The 430-nt window shown below is 60.2% G+C and carries 1 protein-coding gene; it reads left to right on the top strand.

The window, feature by feature from the left end; translation table 11 throughout:
* On the top strand, positions 1-430 hold a 430-nt coding region (locus tag EXE44_RS21640), incomplete at both ends, for an amidohydrolase family protein (RefSeq protein WP_369333865.1).

Below are 430 nucleotides of genomic sequence, written 5' to 3' on the forward strand. Positions count from 1 at the left end.
GCCGCACTCAATTTCCTCAACGGTGGCGTCACTACCGTCAATTCGATGGACGTGCGACCGAGCTACGGGGCTGAGACGTTCGGTGACGCCGGACTCCGTGGATTCTTCGGGGTGGCGGTCTCGGATCTGTTCTGGGACGTCCCGACTGACGAACAGTTTGAGCGGGCCCGTGCGTTCATCGACGAGCACCACAATACGTACGATGGGCGTATCCGAGCGACGATCTGCCCGCACGACGACTGGTCGTGTACCCGCGACGTATGGGAGCGGACGGCCACCCTTACCACCGAGTACCCCGATCTTCCGGTTCACACGCACTTGCTGGAGTTAGAGGAGAGCAATACGATGGCGCGGTCGAACGGTGCGTCGGACTCGCTAGATCTCCTTGATGAAGTCGGATTGCTCAACGAGCAGTTAGTGGCTGCCCATT

Origin of the sequence: Halorubrum sp. SS7 (genome assembly GCF_005435055.1) — an archaeon.
Taxonomy (GTDB): domain Archaea; phylum Halobacteriota; class Halobacteria; order Halobacteriales; family Haloferacaceae; genus Halorubrum; species Halorubrum salinarum.